The following is a 22,262-nucleotide window of genomic DNA, read 5'->3' as shown; positions in this document are numbered from 1 at the left end:
TATCGCGGAAAGGTGCCTGTAGACAGCATTCATTTGCTTAGGCTGCGCTGGACCCAGTCGTCGCAGTCCGCAGTCGAAGGAGCCGTGCCATGACGGTGCCCACGTTCGCTTCCGTGCCGCCGCTCGCCGCCCGGGCCCGGTCGGTCGGTGGGTCGCCCGTACGGGACATCCTCGCCGTCACCGCCCGCCCCGAGGTCATCAACTTCGCGGGCGGGCTGCCGGCGCCCGAACTGTTCGACGCAGAGGGGATCGCGGACGCCTTCCGGGCGGTCCTGGAGGAGGTGCCCGAGCGGGCGCTCCAGTACTCCACCACCGAGGGTGAGCCCGTGCTGCGGACGGCTCTCGCGGAGCGGATGTCGGCCCGCGGGCTCGCCACCGGCGCCGACGACGTCCTCGTCACCACCGGATCGCAGCAGGCGCTGTCGCTGCTGGCCACCACGCTGATCGAGCCCGGTGACACGGTGCTCGTCGAGAGCCCCTGTTATCTGGCGGCCCTTCAGGCCTTCGGGTTCGCGGGCGCCCGGGTGGTGGCCGTGCCGGGGGACGACGAGGGGCCCGATCCCGTGGCTCTGGAGGAACTCGTCGTGCGGGAGCGGCCCAAGCTGCTCTACACCGTGCCCACCTTCCAGAACCCGACCGGGCGCACCATGTCCGTGGATCGCCGGGCCGCCGTCGCGTCCGTGGCCGCGCGGTGCGGGCTGTGGATCGTCGAGGACGACCCGTACGGCGAACTCCGCTTCGAGGGCGAGCGGGTGCCGTGGATCGCCTCCCACGAGGAGGTCCGCGACCGGGTCGTCCTGCTCGGGTCCTTCTCCAAGGTCATGGCCCCCGGGCTGCGGCTCGGCTGGCTGCGGGCGCCCGGCGCGCTGCGGCGGGCCTGCGCGGTCGCCAAGCAGGCCGCCGATCTGCACACCCCGACCGCCAACCAGCTCGCCGCCGCACGGTACTTGGCCGACCGGGACCTCGACGCGCATGTGCGGCGCGTCGCGGGGGTGTACGGGGAGCGGCGGGACGCCATGCTGGCGGGCCTGGCCGACGCCCTGCCCGAGGGATCGACCTGGACCCGGCCCGAGGGCGGCATGTTCCTCTGGGCGCGGCTTCCGTCGTCCTACGACACGACCGCGCTGCTTCCGCAGGTCGTGACGCGCGATGTCGCCTACGTCCCTGGGACACCCTTCTACGCCGGTGAGCCCGACCGCTCGACCCTGCGGCTGTGCTTCGTGACGCAGACGCCGCAGGAGATCGGGGAGGGGCTGCGGAGGCTGGGGGAGGGGTTGCGCGGAGGGGCGTGACTCGTCTCCTGCGCGAGTCACGCCCCATGCGGTCGGTGTTCGGGTGTTGGTTCAGACGAAGGCGCTCTGTCCGGTGATCGCCTTGCCGACGATCAGGGTGTTCATCTCCCGGGTGCCCTCGAAGGAGTAGATCGCCTCGGCGTCGGTGAAGAAGCGGGCGATGTCGTGGTCCAGCACGATCCCGTTGCCGCCGAAGATCTCCCGGCTCCAGGCGACGACCTCCCGCATCCGCGAGGTGACGAACGCCTTGGCCAGCGAGGAGTGTTCGTCGTGGAAGATCCCGGCATCCTGGAGGCGGGCGAGCTGGACCAGCATGCCCCAGGAGGCGGTGATGTTGCCGAGGCTCTTCACGAGCAGGTCCTGCACCAGCTGGAACCGGGCGATCGGGCGGCCGAACTGCTTGCGCTCCTTGGCGTAGTCCAGGGCGAGTTCGTAGGCGCCGATCATCACGCCCAGCGCCTGCCAGGCGACCCCGCCGCGGGTGGCGCGCAGGATCTCCGCCACATCGCGGAAGGAGTCGATGTTCTGGAGGCGGTTCGCCTCCGGGACGCGGACGTCGGTCAGGGTGATCTCGGCGTTCTCCACGATCCGGAAGGCGATCTTGCCCTCGATCTTCGTCGGTTCGAAGCCGGGAGTGTTCTTCTCGACCACGAATCCCTTGACGTGGTTGTCGTCGACGTCCCTCGCCCAGACGACGACGTAGTCGGCGAAGGTCGCGTTGCCGATCCACTTCTTCGCGCCGTTGAGGATCCAGCCGTCGCCGTCGCGCCTGGCCGTGGTGCGCATGCCGCCCGCCACGTCGGAGCCGCCGAGCGGCTCGGTCATGGCGAACGCGCCGATCTTGTCCATCGCGGCCATCTCGGGCAGCCAGCGGTCCCGCTGCTCCCGGTCGCCGCCGGAGTGGATGGAGTACATCGCCAGTCCGTTGTGGACGCCGAAGAACGTGGCCACCGAGGCGTCGGTGCGGCTCATCTCCATCGCCATCATGCCGGTGAGCAGGTTGCTGACGGCGGGGCGGTGCTCGCCGTAGCCCTCGTAGGGGAGGCCTGCCAGGCCGCTGTCGCGGAAGATGCCGATCAGTTCCCGGGGGAAGGTGCCGTTGCCCCAGTTCTCGTTGACCAGCGGCTTGACCTCGTCGCGCATGAGGGTGCGGGCCTTGAGGAGGAGCTTGCGCTCCTCGTCGGGCAGCAGGGCCTCGTAGTCGTAGAAGTCGGAGATCAGGTGGTCTTCGAGGGGTTCGATGGTGGTGGTCATTTCAGTTCTCCTCCTTGTGGGACGTGTCCGAGGTGTCCGCGCTGTCCAGCGCGGCCAGGACAGCCAGTTGCCTGCGGTCGCGCGTCTCGGCGAGTTCCGAGTACGTGGAGGAGCCGTAAGCCTTCTCTACGGCTTCGATGAGCCGTTCCTGTTCCTCGGCGGTCTGGGACGGTGTGCCGAGGCCCGCCCACATCCGCTTCATCGAGGCGCCGATGTGCTCGGCCATGTGCCGGTAGCCGCCGGGGCCGCCGCCCAGGTGGGAACCGAGGAAGGGGCCGACCGTCGACCAGCGGATGCCGAGGGAGTTAGTCATCACCTTGTCGAGGTCCTCGGGGGTCACCACGCCCTGCTCGACGAGATAGACCGCCTCACGGCTGAGGGCGTTCTGGAGACGGTTGCCGACGAAGCCGGGGATCTCCTTGCGCTCGACGACCGGGGTGCGGCCGAGGAGGGTGTAGAAGTCGACCGCTGCCTGGACGGCTTCTTCGGTGGTGTGTTCGCCGGGGACGACCTCGACCAGGGGGATCAGGTGGGGCGGGTTGAAGGGGTGGCCGATGAGGATGCGGCCGGCGTCCTCCCGGGCCAGGTCCGTGGTGAAGTCGGTTGAGGGGATCGCCGAGGAGGAGCTCAGCAGCAGGGCGTGTGCAGGGGCCTCGCGGACCAGGGTGGCGAACAGGTCCTTCTTGAACTCGACCCGTTCGGGGCCGTTCTCCTGGACCACGTCCGCGTCCCGGACCGCCTCCGTCACGTCGGCCGCGAGGTGGACCCGGTCGGCGAGTCCCTCGACGTCCAGGCCCCGGGCCGCGAGGTGCGGGGCGAAGTCGGCCAGGGCCGCGTCGACGGCTTCGGCGAGGTCGGGGCGGGGGTCGGTCACGTGGACGGTGAAGCCGTGGGCGGCGAAGAGGGTCGTCCAGGAGAGGCCGATGGTGCCGGCGCCGATCACTGCGGCCGTACGGAAGTCGTGTGTCACGACGCTGCTCCTTCGAGGTAGTCGAAGACCGGCTTGACCGGGGCGAGCGTCAGGTCGGTGAGGATGTGGCTCGCGGAGACGACCTCCAGGACCGGTAGGTCGGCCAGCGGGGCGAGGACGTGCTGGAAGAGCTGGAGCCTCGCGGGGCCGGTGTAGGCCCACGTGACCTCGATGTCGGTGATCTCGGTGCGGACGAGTTCCTGCACGCGCGGCGAACCGTCGTAGCCGGGGATCGTCTTGAGCATGAAGGTCGGCACGGTGATCTGTGCCTCGGCCTCGCGCCGGTCGAGCGCGTGGTGCTTGTAGCCCATGGTCGCGGTGGCAACCCGCAGCGAGCCGTGGTCGAGGGTGCCCACCAGGGCGCCGTGGTCGACGTGGAGGCTCGGCGCGGCGATCGTCTTCGGGTACGCGCTGACCTCGCGCCCCGACGCGGTCGCCGGGAAGTTGTCGAGGTACATGGCGTGCAGGTACTCGCCGCGTTCGCCGTCGAGGGTCACCGGGATCGCCTGGCCGGCCTCGGTGTAGGGGCCGTAGCCGCTGACATCGCCCATCTTCATGACCTCGAACCGGACCAACGGCTCGTCGATCCGCAGGGGTTCGGGGACCACGGCGCGCAGCGCGTCGGCGTCGGTGCGGTAGACGATGTTGAGGTACTCGCGGTCGGTGAACCTCGGGACCACCGGCGGGAACGCCGGGCCGGTCAGCGGGGTGATCACGTGCCGGCGGACTTCTTCGATCCTCATGTCACTTGCCCGTCCACTGCGGGGCGCGGCGCTCGGCGAAGGCGGTCATGCCTTCGCGGACGTCGGCCGAGGCCGTCAGGTCGGCCATTTCCTTGCGCTGTACGGCGAAGGCGTCGGCCTCGGGCACACCGTGGGAGGCGCGCACGATCTGCTTCACCGCGGCCAGCGCCAGCGGGGCGTTCCGCGTGAGCTGCTCGGCGAGTTGCAGTGCCACGGCGGTGGCCTCGCCCGGGGCGGTGACCCGGTTGGCCAGGCCCAGCTCGGCGGCGCGGCGGCCGTCGACCGGTTCGCCGGTCAGCAGGAACTCCATCGCCAGGTGGTGCGGGATGCGCTGGGGCAGCCGGATCACTCCGCCGCCCGCGGCGATCAGGCCGCGCTTCACCTCGGGCAGGCCGAACCTCGCGTCCTCGGCGGCGACGATCAGGTCGCAGCCCAAGGCCAGTTCGAACCCGCCGCCCATCGCCCAGCCCTCGACGGCGGCGATCAACGGCTTCGTCAGTTCGGTCTCGGTGAGGCCGCCGAAACCGCGGCCCTCGATCTCGGGGGACTCGCCGCGCAGGGCGGCCTTGAGGTCCATGCCGGCGCTGAAGGTGCCCTCCGCGCCGGTCAGGACGCCGACGCGGAGCGCGGGGTCGGCTTCCAGTTCGTCCAGAGCGGCGGCGAGGCCTGCGGCGACGGCGGCGTTGACGGCGTTGCGGGCCTGCGGGCGGTCGATCGTGATCAGCAGGGTGGAGTCGATCCGCTCGGTGCGGACTTCGGGGGTGCTCATGGCTTGCTTCTTTCTGTGCGAGCTTCTCCGCGGGCTTTCTGCGCGGGCTCAGCGAGCGGCTTCGAGCTCGGCGAGGACGTCCGCGGTGTCCTGGCCCGCGACGGGAGCGAGGCGGCGGATCGAGCCGGGCGTGGCGGAGAAGTGCACCGGGATGCCCACGGTGCGGATCGCGCCCTCGGTCGGGTGCTCGACGGTGTCGAGGAGGTGGCCGCCGCGGACGTAGTCGTCCTCGTGCGCGCGGTCCAGCTCCAGGACCGGTGCCATCGGGATGCTGTGCTTGGAGCACACCTCGGCCCACTCGGCGGTGGTCAGCGCCGGGGCGCACTCGTCGATCAGCGCGGCCAGGGCCTCGTGGTCGGCACCGTCGATGGCCTCGCCGTTGATGCGCGGGTCGGCGGCCAGGTCGGCACGGCCTGCGGCGGCGAAGAAGTCCCGGAAGTTCTGCGGGTTGTAGGGCATCACACAGGCGAGACCGTCCTTCGTGCGGACGGCTCGGTGGCCCTTCGTCATCGACAGCGGGAAGCCCGTGGTGCCCTGCGCCGGCTCGTAGACGTGCCCGGAGAGGTGCTCGACCAGATTGAAGGCGATCAGCGTGTCCGTCATCGGGATCTCGATGCGCTGGCCCTGCCCGGTGCTGTTCCGGTGCAGCAGCGCGGCGAGCACGCTGTAGGCGATGGTCAGCGAGGAGACCTTGTCGCCGAGGATGGTCGGCAGGTAGACCGGCTCGCCCAGAGCACGGTGGGCGATGTCGACGAGCCCGGAGGAGGCCTGCACGGTCTCGTCGTAGGCGGCGTCGCCGGCCCGGTCGGAGTCGCTGCGGAAGCCCTGTGCGTGTGCGTAGACCAGGCCGGGGTTGCGCCGGGCGACGTCGTCGTAGGTCATGCCGAGGCGGCTGAGCGCGTTGGGGCGCATGTTGGTGATGAGCACGTCCGCGGTGTCGATCAGTTCGAGGGCCCGGTCGCGTTCGGCGGAGTCCTTGAGGTTGAGCACGACGCTGCGCTTGTTGCGGTTGACGTTGAGGTTCAGCGGGGTCATGCCGGGCGTGGTGCGGTACTGACCGACGCGCACCGTGTCGGCGGGGGACTCGACCTTGATCACGTCGGCGCCGAGGTCACCGAGGATCTGGGCGGCGTACGGGCCCATCACCACGGTCGAGAGGTCGATTACGCGCACACCGTCCAGGGGGCCGGTGGGGGTGTTGGTGTCCGTCATCGTTCGTCCTTTCGCACCTTGCTTCGTTGCTCTGATATCGAAGCTAGTGAGGACGGAGGAGAAACGGAATGATCAAGCTACGAAGGGCGGTATGACCACAGCGGTCATACCGTTGTGGCCGCTAGATCTGGATCGGCTCGCTGAAGATCTCGCGGACGGAGGTGACGAGTTCTTCCAGGTCACCGCAGTCGCCGCGGTCGCGGTTCCAGAGGAGGGCGGTCTCCAGACGGGGGTGGAAATCCGTGAAGGGGAGGACGGTCACATTCTCTATTCCATAACCGTGCATGGGGCTTTTCTCGTCGAGCATGGAAATGGAGAACGCCATTCCTGAGGAAATCACTTCGGAGGCTGCACCGAATCCCGCGTGGGTGATTTTGATGCGTTTCTTCACCCCGAGTTCCGACAACTCGCGGTCGAGCTGGTCGAAATAGGCGGGAGTGATGTCGGGGGAGGCGGCGTAGGGGAGGTCGGTGAGCTCTGCCAGCGCGATGGCCTCCCGGCCGGCGAACCGGTCCGCCGGTACGACCGCGCCGAGCCGCTCCGACATCACCGTCAGCTGCTCCAGTTGTCCCAGCGCGGGGCCGGTGACCGGGAGCCGGGCCAGGGTCAGCGCGAGGCGGCCGTCGCGCACCGCGGTGACCAGATCGGCGGTGGCACCGGGCCAGCGCTTGACCTCGAACCGCTCCCGCACCCGCTCGGCGAGGGTGTTGACCCGGTCGCGCAGGTCGGGGTGGACGCCCTCGGGCATGCCGAGGAACACGGTGCTGCGCTGCGGCCGCGTGGCCTCGGTCAGCCGCCAGGGGATCGAGTTGACCTGTTCCAGTACGTCCTGGGCGATCGGCAGCAGTGCCGTGCCGGCCGGAGTGAGCCGGACATGGTGGGTACTGCGGTCGAAGAGGCGGTGCCCGACCTCATGCTCCAGGTCCTTGATCCGTTTGCTCAACGGGGGCGTCGACATGTGCAGTCTGCGAGCCGCGGCGGTGAAGTTCAGTTCCTCGGCGACGGCGACGAAATAGCGCAGGTGCAGCATTTCCACGGCGCCAACCCTAACGGCAGGGCTGATGGCATCGTGGAGGGCATGGAGACCTTGGGGCACTTGGGGTTCGATCTTGACGCGTATCTCGGGAGGATCGGGTGGGAGGGGGAGCGGCGAGCCGATGCGGCGACGCTGAGAGGGGTGCATCTGGCGCACGCGCGCGGTATCCCCTTCGAGAACCTGGACGCCCTGCGCCGTACGGCACCCTCGCTCGACCCCGCCGACCTGATGGCCAAGCTGGTCCACAGCCCGCGCGGCGGCTACTGCTACGAGCACAACACGCTGCTCTCGCTCGCCCTGGAGGCGCTCGGCTTCCGGGTGATCCGGCTGGCGGCCCGGGTCGTCCTCGGGGCGGAGCGGATCGAGAGCCGGCCGCGTACCCACATGGCGCTGCTCGTGGAGATCCCCGGCGACCCGCAGCCCTATCTCGCCGACGTCGGGTTCGGGGCGATCGGCGCGCTGCTGGAACCGGTGCCGCTCCGGACGGACGCCGAGTTCCTCGACGCCGGGCGTCTTCACCGTCTGGTGCAAGTGCCGCACCGCGGGCCGCTGGAGCTGTGGGTGCTCCAGGCCCACCAGGAGGACAGGTGGGCGGATCAGTACGCCTTCACCCTGGAGCCGTTCGAGAAGCCCGACTTCGACGTCATCAACTGGCACATCGGGACCAACCCGCGCTCACCCTTCACCCAGCAGATCTACGTCCAGAGCGTCACCGCCGCACGCCATCTCCTCCTCCACGGCAGCCTGCTCACGGAGACCCGTGCCGACGGCACCGTGAAGAAGCGGGAGCTCACCGACGAGGCGGAGGCACGGCGGCTCCTGGAGGAGGAGTTCGGGATCAGCGCGCCGCAGGGAGCGCGGCTGCTCCCCGGCTGACTCCGGTCAGGCCCACCAGGTCAGTCCCACCAGAAGGACCAGACCCGCTGCCCCAGCACCGCGTGCTCGGCGTACTCCCGCAGGGTCTCGTGGTCCCCCTGGGTGATGTTGTCCGGGCAGAACGCGAAGTGCTCGGCGGCCACGGCCTCCGCCTCGGCCTGCGTCGTGGGCGGGGCGGCGACGGACAGCACCAGTTGGTCGAAGCCGAGCGCGAGCACGCGTATGCCGAAGCGGTCCTCCCAGGAGCGGAGGACCGCGCAGATACGAGCGGTGTCGCCCTCGAAGTTCATCGGTCCCGTCCAGCCGATGGCCGCCGGGATGTCCGCGCTGCGGCGGGCCGGGACCAGGGCGAGGCGCGGCTCCTTGAACCACGAACCCTCGTCGAGGAGCGCGTCGGCCGTCTCGGCGGCGCGGCGGTCCGGGTCGATGCGCAGGGACGCCGGGGCCGGGGCGGTGCCGGGCCATGCCTCGTCGTAGGGGGCGATCGTCCCGTCGAGGTCGTCGGGCTCCTCGATCGCGTACGCCCAGTACTCCGCGAGCAGTTCCTCCGGGTCGTGGTCCCCGGGGTACGACATCTCCCCGGGCATCAACTCCCACTCGTCCGGCCCGCCCTGGCTGCCACCGACCTCTATCAGCACCGGCAGCAGGCCTGTTCGCGTGGCCGGGGTGCCCAGTGCGGTCCACGCGCCGGAGGACGCGGAGTACTCGGCATGCCACAACAACGGCTCATGCCACGGACCGTCGTCCGTCTCGTCGATCAGTCTCCCGAGGGGGAGCCCGAGTCCGAGCGAACGGCCGCTCGGGTCTGCCGCCAAGGTGGGCAGCGGGTTGGGAAGAGTCGCCATGTCAGTGACTGTAGGGGTCGCCACTGACAATCGCGGTCGCTACTTGAGGGTGGTGGTGAACGCGGTCCAGGTGGCGGGTGTTACCCGGAGGGTGGGTTCGGGGTTCTTGGAGTCGCGGATGTGGATGGTGCGCGGGGAGGCGGCCACCTCGACGCACTGGCCGCCCTCGTCGCCGCTGTACGTCGACTTGAACCACTGAAGTGCTTCGGCGCTCATTGCTCTCCTAGCAGGCGGTCGAGCAGGTCCATGGAGTCCTGTGTGGTCAGGGCCTGCGTCCGCAGCATCGCATATTTGCGCGCCAGCCTGGACACCTCATCTGCGTCGGAAACCCACTGGCTTCCGCGCTGAGATTCGGTGTACGCGAGGTGCTGGTGGTCCGGTGTTTCGAGGAGAGTGAAGGGGCCGTTCAGCCCCGCGTGGTAGGGACTGGCCAGTGGCAAGAACTGAAGGGAAACGCAGGGCAGTTCAGCGATCGTCCGAAGATGGCGCAGCTGTTCCTTACCGCTGATCCTCATGTGCAGCACCGGCTCCCAGACGATGAAGCTCAGCGTCGGCGGGTTCCTGCGGTGCAGGATCTCCTGGCGTTGCAGGCAGGCCGCCGTACGTGTCTCGATCTCGCTCTCGTCGTACGCGGGAACGCGGTTGCGGAGTACGGCCCGGACGTAGGGGTCGGTCTGGAGCAGGCCGGGCAGGACCGCGTTGTCGTACCAGGAGAGGGCGATGGCCTCCCGCTCATGCTCCATGTACACCTCGGCCCACATCGGGAACTGGTCGATGTCCGGCAGGTTGGCCACCCCCGCCGCCAACATCCCCTTCGTCTCCAGGACTTCGTCCAGCAGCGTGGCCAGGTCCGGTTTCAGTGTTCGCCTGCCCTGCTCGATCGACGCGATGGTCTCCTCGTCCACGAGGACGAGGTCGGCGAGGGCGGTCTGGGTGTGGCCCGCGGCACGGCGCGCGGTGCCGAGTTGTTTGCCCAGCATCTTCATGGACGTGAGGTTCTTCGGCCGCGGCGGCTTCCTGGCGCTCATGACGGTCTCCCTCCCCCTCGGGGCGCGTACGTCACCCGGTGCGAGCCCGTACAAAAAATCTGTACGGGTTCACCGAGTGATCCACGGTAGTCACTCTCCGCAACTCTCGTCCCGTGAACGAGACGACCCGACTACCGCTCCTGCGCGAGAGGTTCTTCCGCCGCGAACGCCGATCCGCCCAGGCCGCACGCCGGTTCACGGCCGAGGCCCTGGCCGGCTGGGGCCTCGCCGAGACCGCGCGGGCGGACGACGTACTGCTCTGCGTGAGCGAACTGGTGACCAACGCGCTGCTGCACGGCGTCCCGCCCGGGCGCCAGTTGAGGCTCTTCCTGCGGTACGACGTGAGCGCTCTGGTCGTGGAGGTGCACGACAGCGGGGGCGGTGTGCCGCAGGTCGTCCACGACGGGGACGAAGGTGGGCGGGGGCTGTTGCTGGTGGCCGCGCTGAGTGACAAGTGGGGGGTGCGGGAGCGGGAGTTGGGGAAGGCGGTGTGGTGCGAGTTCGCGGCGATGCTCTGAGCACCCCTGACGGAAAGCCGCCGTGCCCGCCCTCCGCTTACTGGTGGCTCGGTCCGGCCGCGTATGCCAGCGGAGGTGCGATTGCCTGCGCATCCGCTCCCTCGCCGACCCACAGGGCGATGAACAGCGCGGCGGTCGCTTCCAGGAGCCCCGCACGTTCGAGACCGCCGCCGGCCACGGGTTCGCAGCCCACGTCCCGCACCAACTCGCGTACCTGCACGAGGGCCCTCTCGTCGTCACCGCAGACCGGAACGGCCAGTGGTCGCCCATCGAAGACGGGCGGCCGCATGCGCCACACGTCCTCGTGGCAGAGATTGAAAGCCTTGACCACGTGGGCTCCCGGTGCCGCTGCGGCAAGTTGCTGCGCGGCTGAGGGGCCTCCTTCCGTCAGCAGCCGGAAGCCCGGCCCGACCGGGTTGGAGCAGTCGAGCAGCACCTTGCCCTCCAGGGCCGCGTGCAGGTCCCGTGCCACGTCTGCTCCCGCCCCGAAGGGCAGTGCGGCCAGCACCACGTGACCGGACTCGGCCGCCGCGCGCAGACCGGCAGGCTTTGCGCTGCCTCCGATGCGCGTCGCGAGCCGCTCCGCCTTGTGTGCGTCCCGTCCCCCGATCACCACCTCATGCCCGGCCCGCACCCAGTGGCCGGCGAGCGCGTCGGCCATGTTGCCCGTGCCCAGTACACCGATTCTCATCACGAGGTCCCTCTCCGTGCCTGCTTCGACGGTTCACACCGACGCTAGAAGGCCGTTCGGGCACCATTTGGTACGTGACCACCGACGCCTTCCTCGCCGACTGCCGCGCCCGCCTCGCCTTCGACCTGCTCTCCAACACCTGGAACGCCGTGGTGCTCTGGGCACTGCGCGACGGCTCCATGCGCCCGGTCGAATTACGGGAGCGGATCGGGGGCATCAGCTCCAAGGTCCTCACCGAGACTCTGCGCCGGCTGCAGTCCAACGGACTGGTCGACCGGCAGGCAGACCCCGACGCACCCTCACGGGTCGAGTACCGACTCACCGCTCTGGGACGGACCTTGCTGGCGCCCATCGACGCCGTCGGCGCATGGGCCTTCGAGCACGGCGATGAGGTTATGGCCGCCCAGGAAGCAGCATGCGTCAGAGCTTCTCGGGCGTCCTGATGCCCAGCAGCGCCATCCCCTGGTGCAGGGTGCGGGCGGTCAGGTCGCACAGGAGCAGGCGGTTCTCGGCGATCTCCTGCGCCGGACGCGGCTTGATCACCGGGCACTGGTCGTAGAACGACGTGAACAGCGACGCCAGCTGGTACAGGTACGCCGCCAGCTTGTGCGGCGCGTACTCCGCCGTCGCCTCCGTCAGCAGCTCGCCGAACGCGTCCAGGTGCAGGGCCAGGGCCCGCTCCGCGGGGGCGAGTTCGAGCTCCGGGTGGGCGACGGGACCCGCGCCCTCGGCCTTGCGGAGGATCGACTTGATACGGGCGTACGCGTACTGGAGGTACACGCTCGTGTCGCCGTTCAGCGAGACCATCTGGTCCAGGTCGAACTTGTAGTCACGGTTCGGCGAGGTCGACAGGTCCGCGTACTTCACGGCGCCGATGCCGACGTACCGGCCGTTCTCGACGATCTCCTCCTCGGTCAGGCGGCCCACCTTCTCGGCCTTCTCGCGGACCACGGCCGTGGCGCGCTCCACGGCCTCGTCGAGCAGGTCCTCCAGGCGGACCGTCTCGCCCTCACGGGTCTTGAACGGCTTGCCGTCCGCGCCAAGCACGGTGCCGTAGCCCATGTTGTGCGCGGTGACGCCGTCGGTCAGCCAGCCCGCGCGCCGGGCCGCCTCGAACACCATCTTGAAGTGCAGCGACTGGCGCACGTCCACGACGTACAGCAGCGACGTCGCGTTCAGGTCGACGACGCGGTTGCGGATCGCGGTCAGGTCGGAGGCCGCGTAGCCGAAGCCGCCGTCGGCCTTCTGCACGATCAGCGGGACCGGCTGGTCGTCCTTGCCGCGGATCTCGTCGAAGAAGACGACGAGCGCGCCCTCGGAACGCTCCGCGACGCCCATCTCCTCCAGGAGGCGGGCGGTCTCGGGCATGCCCTCGTTGTACGCCGACTCGCCGACGATCTCGTCGTCGCGGATCTCCATGTCCAGCTTCTCGAAGACCGAGTAGAAGTAGACCTTCGACTCGTCCACGAACTGCTGCCAGAGCTCGAGCGTCTCCTTGTCACCGGACTGCAGGGCGACGACCCTCTTCCGGGCCCGCTCCTTGAACTCCTCGTCCGCGTCGAAGAGCACACGCGATGCCTTGTAGACACGGTTCAGGTTCGACATGGCCTGCTCGCCGTCGACTTCGGCCGCGGGGGCCAGCTCGCCGGGGTTCTCGACCAGGTACTGGATCAGCATGCCGAACTGGGTGCCCCAGTCGCCGATGTGATGCCGGCCGATCGTCTTCTCGCCGGTGAAGTCGAGCATCGCGCGCAGCGCGTCGCCGATGACGGCGGAGCGCAGATGGCCGACGTGCATCTCCTTCGCCACGTTCGGCTGGGCGTAGTCGACGACCGTGACGCCCGGGTCGGGGGCGTACGGCACGCCCAGGCGGCCCGTCTCGTCGGCGTACCGGGCGGCCAGCGTCTCCGTGATCGCCCGGTCGGTGATCGTGACGTTCAGGAAGCCGGGGCCGGAGACCTCGATGTCCTTGATCACGTCGCCCGACTCGACCTTCGCCACGACCTGCGTCGCCAGCTCCCTCGGGTTCGCCTTCGCCTTCTTGGCGAGCGCCAGGATGCCGTTCGCCTGGAAGTCGGCCCGGTCGCTACGTCGCAGCAGTGGGTCCGCGGAGGCCTCCGGCAGGGTGGCGGAGATCGCGGAGCTGAGCTGCTGGTTGACGGAGTCGCTGAGGGACGTGACCGGGGCCATGGGAGTGGGTGCCGTTCTCCTCGGGGGATCAGATAGACACCGTCAGTATCCCATGGGGGGTAAAGCGGTTTTCTCCGGCGCGGGGCGGTCTGGGAGAATGGGGCGTCCATCAACCTTCAGTACTTCAGTAAAAGAGGACGTGCCGATCGTGGCTCAGAGCACCGAGACCACCGACTGGGTCTCCCGTTTCGCGGATGAGGTCATCGAGGAGTCGGAGCGTCGGGCCCCCGGCAAACCCGTGGTCGTCGCCTCTGGGCTCTCCCCGTCCGGCCCCATCCACCTGGGGAACCTCCGCGAGGTCATGACCCCCCACCTCGTCGCCGACGAGATCCGGCGCCGCGGACACCAGGTGCGCCACCTCATCTCCTGGGACGACTACGACCGATACCGCAAGGTGCCGGCCGGCGTCGCGGGCGTCGACGAGTCGTGGGGCGAGCACATCGGCAAGCCGCTGACCTCCGTGCCCGCGCCCAAGGGGTCCGCACACCCGAACTGGGCCGAGCACTTCAAGGCCTCCATGATCGACGCGCTGGCCGACCTCGGCGTCGAGTTCGACGGGATCAGCCAGACCGCGCAGTACACCTCGGGTGTCTACCGCGAGCAGATCCTGCACGCGATGGCGCACCGCGGGGACATCGACGCGATCCTCGACCAGTACCGGACCAAGAAGGCCCCGGCCAAGAAGCAGCAGAAGCCGGTGGACGAGGCCGAGGTCGAGGCCGCCGAGGGGTCCGGCGCGGCCGCCGAGGACGACGGGTCCTCCGGGTCCGCCGGGTACTTCCCGTACAAGCCCTACTGCGGCAACTGCGAGAAGGACCTCACCACCGTCACCTCCTACGACGACGCCACGACCGAGCTGTCGTACACCTGCAACGCCTGCGGGTTCGCCGAGACCGTCCGGCTGAACGAGTTCAACCGCGGCAAGCTGGTCTGGAAGGTCGACTGGCCGATGCGGTGGGCGTACGAGGGTGTCGTCTTCGAGCCCTCCGGTGTCGACCACTCGTCGCCCGGCTCCTCCTTCCAGGTCGGCGGGCAGATCGTCGGGATCTTCGGCGGGAAGCAGCCGATCGGGCCCATGTACGCGTTCGTCGGGATCTCCGGGATGGCCAAGATGTCGTCCTCCCGGGGCGGGGTACCCACGCCGGGTGACGCACTGAAGATCATGGAGCCGCAGCTCCTGCGGTGGCTCTACGCCCGCCGCAGGCCCAACCAGTCCTTCAAGATCGCCTTCGACCAGGAGATCCAGCGGCTCTACGACGAGTGGGACAAGCTGGACGCCAAGGTCGCCGAGGGGGCCGCCCTGCCGGCCGACGTCGCCGCGCACTCCCGTGCGGTGGGGACCGCCGGCGGGGAGCTGCCCCGGACAGCGCGCGTGCTGCCGTACCGGACGCTCGCGTCCGTCGCCGACATCACCGCGGGCCACGAAGACCAGGCGCTGCGGATCCTCAGCGAGCTGGACCCCGAGAACCCGCTGTCGGCGCTGGACGAGGCCCGGCCCCGGTACGACAAGGCCGAGGCCTGGATCAACACGCAGGTGCCCGCCGACCAGCGGACCATCGTGCGCGGCGAGCCCGACGCCGAGCTGCTGAAGTCCCTCGACGAGGCCTCCCAGCAGTCCCTACGACTGCTCCTGGACGGGCTGGCCTCGCACTGGTCGCTCGACGGGCTCACGCACCTCGTGTACGGCGTGCCCAAGGTGCAGGCCGGGTTCCCCGCGGACGCCACACCCAAGGAGCTGCCGGCCGAGATCAAGACCTCTCAGCGGGCGTTCTTCGCCCTGCTCTACCAGCTGCTGGTCTCCCGGGACACCGGGCCCCGGCTGCCCACGCTGCTGCTGGCCGTGGGGCAGGAGCGGGTCCGGGCGCTGCTCGGGGAGTAGGCCGTACAGCGAAGGGGCCCTCGTTCTGGACGAGGGCCCCTTTCGCGTGTGTCAGGCGATGTGGTCTTCCTGGAGTTCCGCGGTGTGGCGGTTGGTGAAGCGGTTGACCATGCGCTCGGCCTCGCGCTGCGGGAGCACGACGCCGTACGTCGCCTCCACGTCGCCCCTGAGCTGACCGGGGGAGGGATAGCTGCCGTCGATCGACTTCTTGAAGACCTGGTAGAAGTCCTCCTCGGTCGGCTCCGGAGGACCGCCGCCCTCGCCCAGCTCACGGGTGCGGCCAGTGGTCACCGGGATCGGGAAGCTGCCGGTCTCCTCCATCGAGGGCTCCCTGGGGGGCTCCTCGTACTGGATCTGCTGCAACTCGTACTGCTCTGCCTCGAGTTGTTCCTCGTACCAGCGCTCGTACTGCTCAGCGGGGTCGTAGTTGGGGTTGTAGCCGCCCTGGTACTCGATCTGCTGGGGAGCCTCGAACCAGGGGCTTTGGTCGGGATCGGCTGAGTTGTCGAGTTGCTCTGGGTGGGGGGTGCTGTCGAGCTCAGGGCGCTGCCCGCTGAGGGGTGCCGCTGCGCCCACCCGTGCCGCCCCAGCGGCACGATTGCCCGCAGCTACGTCGGGTGCAGGTGCTGGGGGGAGCAAGGCCGGTTCTATGCCCGCCGCCGCCAGGCCCGCCGGAGCCGTCTCCGCCAGGGGCACGCCGTAGCGGGCCAGTCGCAACGGCATCAGCGACTCCACCGGCGCCTTCCTGCGCCAGCCCCGGCCGAAGCGGGAGTGGAGGCGGGCCTGGTAGACCAGCCGGTCCTGTTCGAGCTTGATGACCTGCTCGTAGGAGCGCAGCTCCCACAGCTTCATACGGCGCCAGAGGAGAAACGTCGGGATGGGCGACAGCAGCCAGCGGGTGAGGCGGACCCCCTCCATGTGCTTGTCCGCCGTGATGTCCGCGATCCGGCCGATCGCGTGACGGGCCGCCTCCACCGACACCACGAACAGGATCGGGATCACCGCGTGCATGCCCACACCCAGCGGATCCGGCCAGGCGGCCGCGCCGTTGAAGGCGATCGTCGCGATGGTCAGCAGCCACGCCGTCTGGCGCAGCAGCGGGAACGGGATGCGGATCCACGTCAGAAGCAGGTCCAGGGCCAGCAGGACACAGATACCCGCGTCGATGCCGATCGGGAAGACATAACTGAAGTTCCCGAAGCCCTTTTGGATGGCGAGCTCACGGACGGCCGCGTACGACCCCGCGAAGCCGATGCCGGCGATGATCACGGCGCCGAACACGACCACGCCTATGAGAATGCGATGCATTCGAGTCAGCTGCATGGGCGCGGACACCCGTACTCCCCTCCCTGTGCGTGTTGTTGCGCGCAACAGAGTGGCACATGTGTGCTGCGCACGGATGACCGGTACGTACCGTCAGTTCTTCTTCAGCTCGTCTTCGCGGCCGACTTGGACGGGGATGCCGACTTTGACGGCGCCGCGGACGGCGAAGCGGACTTCGACGGGGCCTTGGACGGGGCCTTCGAACCCGAGGCGGACTTCGACGGGGCCGGGCTCGCAGCGCCCTCGCCGTTCGCCGCCGACACCGCACTCACCGTCTCCTTGGCGGCCTGCCCCGCGAGCTTCCCGAGGGTCTCCGCACTCGGCGCCTTGTCACCGGCGAGACCCGCGCCGTTGTAGTCGACGGTGACGACGACGTTCTCCACGCGCGTGACGACCGTCTGCTGCCTGAAGGCGCCTTCCTTCTTCTTCAGGTCGTAACGCACCAGAGTCGCCGCGTCACCCGTGCCCGAAACCGCCTGCGACTTGGTGTTCTTCGCACCGGCCACCGACTGGGCGTCCTGGATCTGCTGGTCGTAGTACTTCTGCGCCTGCGCCTCGCCCGTACCCCGCGAGGTGTCCGACTCGAAGCGGAGCAACGACACGTTGAGCCAGCGGAACTGCGAGCCCTTCACACCGTTGTTGTCCAGGCTGCTCCAGGAGCAACTGCCGCGCGTACCCGCCTCCGCCGTGCCCTTCTTACCGGACTTCGCAGCCTCCGGGACGAGCGACTTCAGCGTCTTCTTCGACAACACCCCGCACGCCTCGGGAAGCGACTTGTACGCCGCCGCCTGCACCGTGGGAGCCGCACTCGCGGACGACGACACCGTCGCACCGGCGCCCGCGGCCTTGTCGCCACCGCTGCCGGAGCCGGAGTCGCCGGAGCCGGAGTCGGAGGAGCAGCCAGAGGCGATCAGCATCACGGGGACTGCGGCCGCGCAGACAAGGACGCGGTGAAGACGCTTCGCTCGCTGGGCACCCTGGTCACGCTCTGCTCGTCGCTGCATGGTTCCTTCACTCATGACGCTTGTGGTTCCTGCCGTCGGATCGGGTCCGAGGGGCCACGGTACGCGGTGAGGATGCTGTGCGGTCCAGCTTCGAATGTCCTGTGCGCGCGGGTGAGGGGTGTGTGGAGAGCGCTCAGCCGGACAGCGACCCGGCCAGCTGAGAGGCCAGTTTCCGGGCGTTGTCCTGCATTTCCTTGCTGTCCGGGGTGACGCCGATCGTCGTCGGCTGCTCCTCGTACTCGATGGTCACGATCACGTTGGACGTGCGGAACGCCACAGTCACCTTGCGCTGCTGAGCCGTCGAACCCGAGTTGCTCAACACGTCGTCCAGGAACGCCTCGTCGCCCAGATCGTCCAGAATACGAGGCTGGAGATCGGACGGAGTGGCCGAGGCCGAACCGCTCGGGCTCGCGGAACCGCTCGGGGTGGCCGCAGGGGAGGCCGTCGGACCGGCGGTGCCGGACTCCTCCACGTCCGACGTGGCGCTGGACGTCGCCGCCACCGGCAGATCGGCCTCCAACTCGGTCTGCGCGAAGACCTGCTCCGCACGACTGTCGTCGCTGACCGCGTTTTCGTACGACACCACACGCTCGAAGTTGATCGACAGGTACTCCGTGGCGTCCGTGGCCTCCACCTTCCAACGGCAGCCGACCGTGCGGTCCGTGTCATAGGTGAGCGAGGCCTGGCCCTCGTAGGCCTTGGCACGCTGATCCTCGTCGGCGATCTGCTGGATGCCGGGCAGGAGCGCGTCGAGGGTGCTCTGGCCGACCACGCCACACGCCTCGGGAAGAGTGCGGTACTTGCCGGGCTGCGCGGCGACGGACGCGGTGCCGGCGTCGCCGGGATTGGCGTCGTCCGTCGGGTCGCCACCGCCCGAACTGCCGGTGCAGCCGGCCAACACCACCGCGAGGAGGGCGGCGACGCCGGGTCCGTAGGCCTTCCGCTGCACGGTGGGGCTCCTCTCGGAATGTCTCCGACTCGTGGGGAACTCAGTGTCCCCGCAGGTTATTCGCTTGCCGCACAGGGGTGCGCCCTGGAGACAATGTTTATCGCACGCACTGCCGTGAACGCCGGTCCGTCATCCCATTCGTCGACCTTGGCACCGGTTTTGCGATTCAAGACTTCTGTTTGTTTTCCGGGGGAATGAGGACGATATGTCGTACGTGGAGATGCCGGGCGCCAAAGTCCCGATCCGTATGTGGACCGACCCGGCGACGGTCGAGGACGTGGCCCTGCAGCAGCTGCGCAACGTCGCGACCCTGCCCTGGATCAAGGGCCTCGCGGTGATGCCGGACGTCCATTACGGCAAGGGCGCGACGGTCGGGTCCGTGATCGCCATGCAGGGCGCGGTGTGCCCGGCGGCGGTGGGCGTGGACATCGGCTGCGGGATGTCGGCGGTGAAGACGTCTCTGACGGCGAACGATCTGCCGGGGGATCTGTCCCGGCTGCGGTCGAAGATCGAGCAGGCGATTCCGGTGGGGCGGGGGATGCATGACAGTCCCGTCGAGCCGGGGCGGTTCCATGGGTTGGCGACTGCTGGGTGGGACGACTTCTGGGGGCGCTTCGATGGGGTCGCCGATGCGGTCAAATTCCGTCACGAACGTGCTGGAAAGCAGATGGGAACGCTCGGAGCCGGCAACCACTTTGTCGAAGTGTGCACGGATACGACCGGTTCTGTCTGGCTGATGCTGCACTCCGGTTCCCGGAACATCGGCAAGGAACTCGCCGAGTTCCACATCGGCGTGGCCCAGAAGCTTCCGCACAACCAGGGTCTGGTCGACCGCGACCTCGCCGTCTTCATCGCGCAGACGCCGCAGATGGCGGCGTACCGAAACGACCTCTTCTGGGCGCAGGAGTACGCCAAGTACAACCGCACGATCATGATGGCGCTCCTCAAGGACGTGGTCCGCAAGGAGTTCAAGAAGGCGAAGCCGACCTTCGAGGCGGAGATCAGCGCACACCACAACTACGTTGCCGAGGAGCGTTACGACGGGATGGACCTGCTCGTGACCCGCAAGGGTGCGATCCGGGCCGGTTCCGGTGAGTTCGGCATCATCCCGGGGTCCATGGGCACGGGGTCGTACATCGTGAAGGGCCTCGGCAACGAGAAGGCCTTCAACTCGGCCTCGCACGGCGCGGGTCGGCGCATGAGCCGCAACGCGGCCAAGCGGCGGTTCTCGACGCGCGACCTGGAGGAGCAGACGCGGGGCGTGGAGTGCCGTAAGGACTCCGGTGTCGTGGACGAGATCCCGGCTGCCTACAAGTCGATCGACCAGGTCATCGACCAGCAGCGGGACCTGGTGGAGGTCGTGGCGAAGCTGAAGCAGGTTGTCTGTGTGAAGGGTTGAGAGCTGCCGCTCACTTGGGGGCGTGCATCACCGCGTAGATCATGACGAAGGCCACGATGTGGATGCCGAAGAGGAAGTAGGCGAGCCACCACCACATCTGGCGTTCGTCGTGCGGGTCCTTCTCGTCCTTCCCGGGCCGGGTCACAGGTCCCTGTGGACCTTGGTGTTGGACGCCTGGGCGCGGGGGCGCAGGACCAGGAGGTCGACGTTGACGTGGCTGGGGCGGGTGATCGCCCAGGTGATGGTGTCGGCCACGTCGTCGGCGGTCAGGGGCTCCGCGACGCCCTGGTAGACCTTCTCCGCCTTCTCCTGGTCGCCGCCGAAGCGGGTCAGGGCGAACTCGTCGGTCTTGACCATGCCGGGTGCGATCTCGATCACGCGGATGGGGCGGCCGACGATCTCCAGGCGGAGGGTCTCCGCCAGGACGTGGGCGCCGTGCTTGGCGGCGACATAGCCGGCGCCGCCCTCGTAGGTGCCGTGGCCCGCCGTGGAGGAGACGACGACGACCGTGCCGTCGCCGCTCGCGTCGAGCTTGGGGAGCAGGGCCTGGGTGAGGTTCAGGGTGCCGATGACGTTCGTCTCGTACATCGAGCGCCAGTCGGCGGGATCGCCGGTGGCGACCGGGTCGGCGCCGAGGGCTCCGCCGGCGTTGTTCACGAGTACGCCGACCGTCTTGAAGGCGCCGGCGAACTCGTCGACCGCGGTGCGGTCCGTCACGTCCAGCTGGTAGGCCGTCGCCTGGTGGCCCGCCGCGTTGATCTCCTCCGCCAGCGCCTCGATACGGTCCTTGCGGCGGGCGGTCAGAACCACGCGGTACCCGGCCGCGGCGAGCTTCCGTGCGGTCGCCGCGCCGATTCCGCTGCTCGCCCCGGTGACGATCGCGATCCGGGACGCGGGGGACGGGGCGGCGGATGCCATGGCTGCTCCTCGGGCGTGCGTGGGTACGGGCTCCCGCCAGGATAGGTCGGCCGCGGTCCGAGGCTCCGGGCGGTCCGGATCGCGGGCCGGTGCGAAACTTGAGGTGGGTGATCCCCTGAGACATACGGAGGTGGATCATGGGAGAAGCGCGTGAGGTCATGGACCGGCTCACCGATGCGCTCACCACGCACCCGGATTTGAAGGTCATCGCCGAGCTGTACGCGGAGGACGCGGTCGCGCAGACCCCCGACGAGGGGGAGATCCACGGTCGCGACAACATCGTCGAGTACTGGCGGCAGATGACGGAGGCGGTGCCAGAGGCCACGTTCGAGTCGCTGCACGCCTATGAGGCCGGGGACACGGCCATCGACGAGGGCGTCTTCAGCGGACGCAACACCGGGCCGATCCAACTGCCCACCGGGGAGACGCTCCCGGCGACGCAGAAGGAGGTCAGGATCCGTGGGGTGGACATCGCCACGGTGAAGGACGGGCGGATCGTGGACTACCGGCTCTACTTCGACGAGATGGAGTTCCTGGGGCAGTTGGGGCTGCTGCCCGACGACGAGACGTCGTGAGTACGGCCGCTCAGTCGCCCCGCGGGGCGTACATGATCACTGCCATGCCCGCGAGGCAGATCAGTGCGCCCGTGATGTCCCAGCGGTCCGGGCGGTAGCCGTCGGCCGCCATGCCCCACAGGATCGAGCCGGCCACGAAGATGCCGCCGTACGCGGCAAGGATGCGGCCGAAGTGGGCGTCGGGCTGGAAGGTGGCGACGAAACCGTAGGCGCCGAGGGCGAGGATGCCGCCCGTGGTCCACATCCAGCCCCGGTGCTCCCGTACGCCCTGCCAGACCAGCCAGGCTCCGCCGATCTCGAAGAGCGCGGCGACGACGAAGAGGGCGGCGGAGCGGGCTACGAGCATGGGGATCAGCTTCGCATGTACTACTTCTGACGGGTCAGGTGAGTGCCAGTGCCGCGATCACCGGGGCCGCGTAGACCAGCGGGTACGGGATGTGTGTGTACCAGTGGGCGCGGGCCACGGTCACGGCGGCTGCGGTGAAGTAGAGGACGAGGCCGATGCCGGCCGCGAGGCCGACGTACGGGATGAAGAGGCCGGCCAGCAGGCCTGCCGCCCCGGCGATCTTGGCCGCGCCGAGCAGGTTCCACCAGGCGCGCGGGACGCGGTAGTCGGTGAGGGCCTTGACGATCCAGTCGGCGCGGGTGAGGACGACGGTGCCGGAGTAGCCCGCCATGGCGGCGGCGAGCAGGGTGACGACGGTGTGGGCGACGGACATGAGGTGGCTCCTTCGAGCTCCGGGGCATCGGTTTCACCGGGTTGACCCGGGGCGGAGCGGGAGTGTGACAGC

The 22,262-nt window shown here is 69.1% G+C and carries 25 protein-coding genes; 7 read left to right on the top strand and 18 right to left on the bottom strand.

Features of this window, described 5'->3' with window-relative positions; genetic code table 11:
• The first annotated feature begins 89 nt into the window (after window positions 1-89).
• Window positions 90-1,292, top strand: coding sequence for an aminotransferase-like domain-containing protein (locus RNB18_RS36980; RefSeq protein ID WP_311718462.1), 1,203 nt, complete (start codon window positions 90-92; stop codon window positions 1,290-1,292).
• Window positions 1,293-1,343: 51 nt separating this feature from the next.
• On the opposite strand, the gene RNB18_RS36975 is transcribed toward RNB18_RS36980, so the two are convergent.
• From RNB18_RS36975 to RNB18_RS36950, 6 genes are all read right to left on the bottom strand, one after another.
• A complete protein-coding gene (locus RNB18_RS36975; protein ID WP_311718461.1) occupies window positions 1,344-2,546 on the bottom strand; it encodes an acyl-CoA dehydrogenase family protein in 1,203 nt (400 codons plus the stop codon).
• A gap of 1 nt (window position 2,547) precedes the next feature.
• Entirely contained in the window at window positions 2,548-3,516 is a 969-nt protein-coding gene (locus tag RNB18_RS36970; protein WP_311718460.1) for a 3-hydroxyacyl-CoA dehydrogenase NAD-binding domain-containing protein, read from the bottom strand.
• Window positions 3,513-4,259 carry an acetoacetate decarboxylase gene (locus RNB18_RS36965; protein ID WP_311718459.1) on the bottom strand — a complete coding sequence of 249 codons (747 nt, stop codon included), beginning with the start codon at window positions 4,257-4,259 and terminating at the stop codon, window positions 3,513-3,515. Before RNB18_RS36965 ends, RNB18_RS36970 begins: the two co-directional genes overlap by 4 nt.
• A gap of 1 nt (window position 4,260) precedes the next feature.
• Window positions 4,261-5,028 (bottom strand): crotonase/enoyl-CoA hydratase family protein, encoded by a 768-nt coding sequence (locus RNB18_RS36960; RefSeq protein WP_311718458.1) that lies wholly within the window; start codon window positions 5,026-5,028, stop codon window positions 4,261-4,263.
• A 48-nt stretch (window positions 5,029-5,076) separates the two neighbouring features.
• On the bottom strand, window positions 5,077-6,240 hold the full coding sequence (locus tag RNB18_RS36955; protein ID WP_311718457.1) for a CaiB/BaiF CoA transferase family protein: 1,164 nt from the start codon (window positions 6,238-6,240) through the stop codon (window positions 5,077-5,079).
• Between the two features lie 121 nt (window positions 6,241-6,361).
• Window positions 6,362-7,270, bottom strand: coding sequence for a LysR family transcriptional regulator (locus tag RNB18_RS36950; protein WP_311718484.1), 909 nt, complete (start codon window positions 7,268-7,270; stop codon window positions 6,362-6,364).
• A gap of 48 nt (window positions 7,271-7,318) precedes the next feature.
• Between RNB18_RS36950 and RNB18_RS36945 the strand changes: the two genes are divergently transcribed.
• On the top strand, window positions 7,319-8,152 hold the full coding sequence (locus RNB18_RS36945) for an arylamine N-acetyltransferase family protein (protein WP_311718456.1): 834 nt from the start codon (window positions 7,319-7,321) through the stop codon (window positions 8,150-8,152).
• Between the two features lie 20 nt (window positions 8,153-8,172).
• Here the strand turns inward: RNB18_RS36945 and RNB18_RS36940 are convergent, their stop codons facing one another.
• Genes RNB18_RS36940 through RNB18_RS36930 form a run of 3 tightly spaced genes read right to left on the bottom strand, consistent with a single transcriptional unit; the run spans window position 8,173 to window position 10,025 of the window.
• Window positions 8,173-8,997, bottom strand: a complete 825-nt coding sequence (locus RNB18_RS36940; protein ID WP_311718455.1) for a DUF4253 domain-containing protein — start codon at window positions 8,995-8,997, stop codon at window positions 8,173-8,175.
• Window positions 8,998-9,036: 39 nt separating this feature from the next.
• Entirely contained in the window at window positions 9,037-9,213 is a 177-nt protein-coding gene (locus RNB18_RS36935) for a DUF397 domain-containing protein (RefSeq protein ID WP_311718454.1), read from the bottom strand.
• Window positions 9,210-10,025 carry a helix-turn-helix domain-containing protein gene (locus RNB18_RS36930; protein WP_311718452.1) on the bottom strand — a complete coding sequence of 272 codons (816 nt, stop codon included), beginning with the start codon at window positions 10,023-10,025 and terminating at the stop codon, window positions 9,210-9,212. Before RNB18_RS36930 ends, RNB18_RS36935 begins: the two co-directional genes overlap by 4 nt.
• Before the next feature lie 113 nt (window positions 10,026-10,138).
• Between RNB18_RS36930 and RNB18_RS36925 the strand changes: the two genes are divergently transcribed.
• Window positions 10,139-10,543: an ATP-binding protein gene (locus RNB18_RS36925; RefSeq protein WP_311718451.1), complete on the top strand. Its 405-nt coding sequence runs from the start codon at window positions 10,139-10,141 to the stop codon at window positions 10,541-10,543.
• 37 nt (window positions 10,544-10,580) lie between these two features.
• Here the strand turns inward: RNB18_RS36925 and RNB18_RS36920 are convergent, their stop codons facing one another.
• Complete coding sequence (locus RNB18_RS36920; RefSeq protein WP_311718450.1) at window positions 10,581-11,234, bottom strand: NADPH-dependent F420 reductase; 654 nt, start codon at window positions 11,232-11,234, stop codon at window positions 10,581-10,583.
• A 74-nt stretch (window positions 11,235-11,308) separates the two neighbouring features.
• On the opposite strand from RNB18_RS36920, the gene RNB18_RS36915 reads away from it, so the two are divergent.
• Window positions 11,309-11,677: a winged helix-turn-helix transcriptional regulator gene (locus tag RNB18_RS36915; RefSeq protein WP_311718449.1), complete on the top strand. Its 369-nt coding sequence runs from the start codon at window positions 11,309-11,311 to the stop codon at window positions 11,675-11,677.
• Here RNB18_RS36915 and argS read toward each other — a convergent pair.
• Window positions 11,655-13,424, bottom strand: coding sequence for an arginine--tRNA ligase (argS, locus tag RNB18_RS36910; protein ID WP_311718448.1), 1,770 nt, complete (start codon window positions 13,422-13,424; stop codon window positions 11,655-11,657). The two genes, RNB18_RS36915 and argS, sit on opposite strands and share 23 nt — an antisense overlap.
• 139 nt (window positions 13,425-13,563) lie before the next feature.
• On the opposite strand from argS, the gene lysS reads away from it, so the two are divergent.
• The gene (gene lysS, locus RNB18_RS36905) at window positions 13,564-15,303 is read left to right on the top strand and encodes a lysine--tRNA ligase (RefSeq protein ID WP_311718447.1); all 1,740 of its coding nucleotides are present in this window, start codon (window positions 13,564-13,566) and stop codon (window positions 15,301-15,303) included.
• A gap of 51 nt (window positions 15,304-15,354) precedes the next feature.
• On the opposite strand, the gene RNB18_RS36900 is transcribed toward lysS, so the two are convergent.
• The 3 genes from RNB18_RS36900 to RNB18_RS36890 form a co-directional block, all read right to left on the bottom strand.
• Window positions 15,355-16,626 carry a DUF2637 domain-containing protein gene (locus RNB18_RS36900; protein ID WP_311718446.1) on the bottom strand — a complete coding sequence of 424 codons (1,272 nt, stop codon included), beginning with the start codon at window positions 16,624-16,626 and terminating at the stop codon, window positions 15,355-15,357.
• A gap of 104 nt (window positions 16,627-16,730) precedes the next feature.
• Window positions 16,731-17,630, bottom strand: a complete 900-nt coding sequence (locus tag RNB18_RS36895) for a DUF3558 domain-containing protein (RefSeq protein ID WP_311718445.1) — start codon at window positions 17,628-17,630, stop codon at window positions 16,731-16,733.
• A 133-nt stretch (window positions 17,631-17,763) separates the two neighbouring features.
• Window positions 17,764-18,579 carry a DUF3558 domain-containing protein gene (locus tag RNB18_RS36890; protein WP_311718444.1) on the bottom strand — a complete coding sequence of 272 codons (816 nt, stop codon included), beginning with the start codon at window positions 18,577-18,579 and terminating at the stop codon, window positions 17,764-17,766.
• A 205-nt stretch (window positions 18,580-18,784) separates the two neighbouring features.
• Here RNB18_RS36890 and RNB18_RS36885 point away from each other — a divergent pair, with 205 nt between their 5' ends.
• A complete protein-coding gene (locus RNB18_RS36885; protein WP_311718443.1) occupies window positions 18,785-19,978 on the top strand; it encodes an RtcB family protein in 1,194 nt (397 codons plus the stop codon).
• Window positions 19,979-19,988: 10 nt separating this feature from the next.
• On the opposite strand, the gene RNB18_RS36880 is transcribed toward RNB18_RS36885, so the two are convergent.
• The gene (locus RNB18_RS36880; RefSeq protein ID WP_311718442.1) at window positions 19,989-20,123 is read right to left on the bottom strand and encodes a hypothetical protein; all 135 of its coding nucleotides are present in this window, start codon (window positions 20,121-20,123) and stop codon (window positions 19,989-19,991) included.
• On the bottom strand, window positions 20,120-20,896 hold the full coding sequence (locus RNB18_RS36875) for an SDR family NAD(P)-dependent oxidoreductase (RefSeq protein ID WP_311718441.1): 777 nt from the start codon (window positions 20,894-20,896) through the stop codon (window positions 20,120-20,122). Before RNB18_RS36875 ends, RNB18_RS36880 begins: the two co-directional genes overlap by 4 nt.
• A 137-nt stretch (window positions 20,897-21,033) precedes the next feature.
• Here RNB18_RS36875 and RNB18_RS36870 point away from each other — a divergent pair, with 137 nt between their 5' ends.
• On the top strand, window positions 21,034-21,471 hold the full coding sequence (locus RNB18_RS36870; RefSeq protein WP_311718440.1) for an ester cyclase: 438 nt from the start codon (window positions 21,034-21,036) through the stop codon (window positions 21,469-21,471).
• Between the two features lie 10 nt (window positions 21,472-21,481).
• Here the strand turns inward: RNB18_RS36870 and RNB18_RS36865 are convergent, their stop codons facing one another.
• Together RNB18_RS36865 and RNB18_RS36860 are read right to left on the bottom strand one after the other, a co-directional pair.
• Window positions 21,482-21,817, bottom strand: coding sequence for a YnfA family protein (locus tag RNB18_RS36865; RefSeq protein ID WP_059205070.1), 336 nt, complete (start codon window positions 21,815-21,817; stop codon window positions 21,482-21,484).
• A 34-nt stretch (window positions 21,818-21,851) separates the two neighbouring features.
• Complete coding sequence (locus RNB18_RS36860) at window positions 21,852-22,190, bottom strand: DoxX family protein (protein ID WP_311718439.1); 339 nt, start codon at window positions 22,188-22,190, stop codon at window positions 21,852-21,854.
• Window positions 22,191-22,262 lie beyond the last annotated feature (72 nt).

Origin of the sequence: Streptomyces doebereineriae (genome assembly GCF_031845645.1) — a bacterium.
Taxonomy (GTDB): domain Bacteria; phylum Actinomycetota; class Actinomycetes; order Streptomycetales; family Streptomycetaceae; genus Streptomyces; species Streptomyces canus.
Note: the sequence above shows the minus strand (reverse complement) of the source record. Positions and strands in the feature narration are given on the sequence as shown.